The sequence below is a fragment of the Acinetobacter sp. BSP-28 genome (assembly GCF_044130285.1).
GTDB lineage: Bacteria > Pseudomonadota > Gammaproteobacteria > Pseudomonadales > Moraxellaceae > Acinetobacter.
Genome location: NZ_JBIQOB010000054.1, coordinates 1 through 3365 on the forward strand (window position 1 = coordinate 1; position 3365 = coordinate 3365).

Annotated in this window: 6 protein-coding genes; all 6 read right to left on the bottom strand. The window is 41.5% G+C overall.

All coding sequences use genetic code 11. The features are described 5' to 3' along the window. Window positions 1-147 precede the first annotated feature (147 nt). From ACE01R_RS17515 to ACE01R_RS17540, 6 genes are read right to left on the bottom strand one after another with little or no spacing between them, the layout of a single operon-like run. A complete protein-coding gene (locus ACE01R_RS17515; RefSeq protein WP_395552771.1) occupies window positions 148-465 on the bottom strand; it encodes a hypothetical protein in 318 nt (105 codons plus the stop codon). Continuing rightward, window positions 462-743 carry a hypothetical protein gene (locus ACE01R_RS17520; protein WP_395552772.1) on the bottom strand — a complete coding sequence of 94 codons (282 nt, stop codon included), beginning with the start codon at window positions 741-743 and terminating at the stop codon, window positions 462-464. The genes ACE01R_RS17515 and ACE01R_RS17520 overlap by 4 nt, the downstream gene beginning before the upstream one ends. Continuing rightward, window positions 740-1387: a hypothetical protein gene (locus ACE01R_RS17525; RefSeq protein ID WP_395552773.1), complete on the bottom strand. Its 648-nt coding sequence runs from the start codon at window positions 1385-1387 to the stop codon at window positions 740-742. The genes ACE01R_RS17520 and ACE01R_RS17525 overlap by 4 nt, the downstream gene beginning before the upstream one ends. Continuing rightward, entirely contained in the window at window positions 1384-2115 is a 732-nt protein-coding gene (locus ACE01R_RS17530; protein ID WP_395552774.1) for a hypothetical protein, read from the bottom strand. The genes ACE01R_RS17525 and ACE01R_RS17530 overlap by 4 nt, the downstream gene beginning before the upstream one ends. Next, complete coding sequence (locus ACE01R_RS17535) at window positions 2096-3064, bottom strand: hypothetical protein (RefSeq protein WP_395552775.1); 969 nt, start codon at window positions 3062-3064, stop codon at window positions 2096-2098. The genes ACE01R_RS17530 and ACE01R_RS17535 overlap by 20 nt, the downstream gene beginning before the upstream one ends. Then, on the bottom strand, window positions 3061-3264 hold the full coding sequence (locus ACE01R_RS17540; protein ID WP_395552776.1) for a hypothetical protein: 204 nt from the start codon (window positions 3262-3264) through the stop codon (window positions 3061-3063). The genes ACE01R_RS17535 and ACE01R_RS17540 overlap by 4 nt, the downstream gene beginning before the upstream one ends. Window positions 3265-3365: the final 101 nt, after the last annotated feature.

The window sequence follows — 3365 nt, forward strand, 5'->3', positions numbered from 1 at the left end:
ACCACATTTGGAAGTAGTTAAAAAAGTGCTTGTAGTAATCAACTCTGTGCTCAAATTCTTTGCCAAAGTAGTAAAACAACGTTGCCCTTTCCGGCGCCCCCTCCACAATTTCCTGACACCGCTTTAACCCCAATTCTTCGATTAAGTTCATGCCCATTCCACACACTCCTCGCAACGACAGCCGCTTTTAAACTTTGTAATAGTTCCATGTTGAGCTAATTTCAAAATCTCTTGTTTCACTTCATGTGGCGAAAGTTTTGCTTTTTTAGAACTAACAAAAACTTCTTTTGACTCAGTGTTAGTTGGCTTAACTGGTCGAAATTTACGAACAACCAGGTCTTTCAGTGGGTGATCGGTGCCATTGTCAAAACTTGCCAGAACTTCTCTTACTGTCAGTGGCTCATAATGCGGTCTACCTAACCCATCGGCAATTTCGATCAGCGCCGACCTAATGCGGTCTTTCATACCACCACCCCAAATAATTGTTTTGCTTTATCGGTAGCCTTGTAGGTTTTGATCGACACTCGCTCCAATAAATTGAGATCCATTAAATCGATTAAGCACTTGCGTACCGCTTGGCGATTAATATCAATTACAGCCTCTTGGACATCCTTAATCGTGAAAGATGCTGAATGAGCCGCAAATACCATGATTGAAAACCTGTTATCAAAAATTACCTTTGCATGAAGTGGTTTCTTTTGATCCACCCAATCCACGGTTTTATCGTCTAATGGGTGTTTCATGCGGTGTCTCCCCAGCCATGACAGCAGTGGTTGCAACCTTCAAAGTCATATGGATTGTGCTGCCAGTTAATCTTTCCGCATGCTGGGCAGTTAAAGCGAGTCATTGGGCTGATAGTTCTGCGACGTGCTTTTTTTATACGATCAGGAGTTCTTAGCCCTGCTGCAATCATCATTTTTCTACGGTTGAGCAATGCAAAGTTAAACGTCCGGCGTTTTCTCTTATCCGCTAAATCGAATGGAACCACCACATAATCGTTGTGATTGATACCCTCAGCAGCTGCACGTCCAATAATTTGAGCATGCAAAAAATTGGTTGACTTATTGCCATTCAGGTCAGTCCAGTACACATCATTACCATCCCATATGCCTTGGACAAAAAACACATAACGGTCAGCCGGACTTAAATCTGATTTTAATGGCAGACATTGGTGGTCCACCTTCCAGATAGCTAGTGAATCAATGTGGTCTGCGGAGATTGGGTATTCACCATCACGAGCTAATTCCCACTCCTTTTGTGCTTCTTCCAATGTGTAAACATGAGCTAAATCTAAATTTGAGGTATAGCCCTTGCCATCAATCGCATGAAAAACCATGTTTGATCCGGTATTGCCATGCGGTGAACGTAAATAGAATCTATTATTCACACCCCACCCCCTAAGCCTTGTTTTTTATACTCGCCTCCGGCCTGGAATAACGCCTTTGGAAAACTCAGCCCGGATTCCTGTAATTCACGAACACGATTTTCAATCCACGCTTTTTCTTCTGGTGATTGCTCTGGCAACATTGATTTTGGTTCAGCTACTAAAACAATAGATTTGCTTTCAATCACTTCAGGCTTTACCCAAATCGCCTGATTAATACCTCTCTCCACATACTCCTTGATAACGTCAGCATAGTTATCTTTGAACGCCTCATAAGCCAAATAAGATGCTCTATCAACATTCTTGGCCCACTCAATCGCCATGAACATTTCATAGCAACGATCATATGATTCTTTTTCAGCATTGGTGATGGTGTGAGTGTTGTCGCTCACCCATTTGATGATGTTTGCCAGCGCTGCATGCTTACCCTTGAATGAATCTTGTAAGCGCTGTTGTTCAGTACCAAAACCTGTGATACCCAAACACCACTTGCGGAACATTGCTGGATCTGGACAAAAGCCGTTATCACGAACTTGGGATAAACCAAAATTCACCTGGTCATGGGTTAAGCCATCAATGCAGATTTTCATTGCATGGTTGATCTGTTCTACAGGAATACCATCGAAAGTTTTTTCAAATGATCTAGGTGCAATTGCCTTGAAGATTCCGACCAGTTGGGCTGTCTTGATAGGTTGAATCGCACGTTGTTGATTAGAAACCATAGCTGTCATTGCCTTGCTCCTCTTTTGCGATCAACTGTTGAATCTCATCCCAGCGGGATGACTTTTGGTTTTGTTGTACAGGTGTGAATTGCTGTTTTGGCTCAAACAATCCTTGGTAGTTTCCAGTGATTGAAGTTTTTAAAGACTGATTGCTGCCATCAAATCCCCATTGCTGGAAATCCTTGTAGATTGTGTTTAAGGCGTTTTTGGTCAGTTTTGTTTTTGCTGTTTGAGAACGGTTAGAAACGTATTGCTCCCAAAGAGAGAAATCACAGAGAACTGCAAATTTTTCAGAAGTCAGTTTGATTACTTCGTCATAAGATAATTTACGAGATTTCTCTTTGCGCTCTTTTTCGGCTTTTGCTTTTTGTTGTTTTGAAAAAACTTGGTAAGCATAAAAATTAGCCTCCAAAGGTTTTTTAGAGCGAAGCGACTTAAATAATAATTCTATAGAAGTAATTCTATAAATTAATTCTATTGTGTCTACAGATTTTGTAGTACCTAGCACTACAGATTTTGTAGTGGTGCTATCCATTTTTTGTAGTGCTACAGATTTTGTAGTGGTACTACATTTTTTGAAGTGCTCAACAAGAGAAACCTCATTAATGCGGTACTCATTACCCTTTCGACTGTTCTCACTAACAATGGAAATAACACCTAAATCAAGTAACTCTTTAAGGCCCTTACGCACAGTCATAGCGCTGGTTTTTTTTGCACCTTCAAGCTTTCCACCTTGCAACTGTGAATAGCTTACATGATCTGTAGTCTTGTCTTTAAAACCGTTAATACGATCCTCAAGCTCTGCATATACGTTCCTGGCTGCGTCAGTTAAGAATGGACGGACCTCATAGCGGTAAAGACGACTTGAAGGCACATAACCTCGCTCAAACCTGTCTTCCATTTTTTTACCTTTGGAGAACGGGACTATGTTGTCCTCGTGTTTTTTTAGTGCTGTCATTCCCAACCTCCCAATCGCTTCCCGGCATTCAATTCATGCACATTTGCATGACGTACCAAATGAATCAGCGCAAAGCTTCTGTTTCCATCCAGCAATACGCCATTGCCTTGGACTTTGTGCACAGTCATTAAGTCGCCTGGCTTGGATTCATCGATAAAAACAACCGTATCGCCAGCTATAAGATCTGATTCTGAAATCAAGCAATGCCCGCACTGCTCTTCTGTAAATTCGCTGCACTTGTTAGCGCATGGGTGTTGTGGTAGATTTGTTTCCATTCTAGGGTTCCTAAATTCTTGAATAC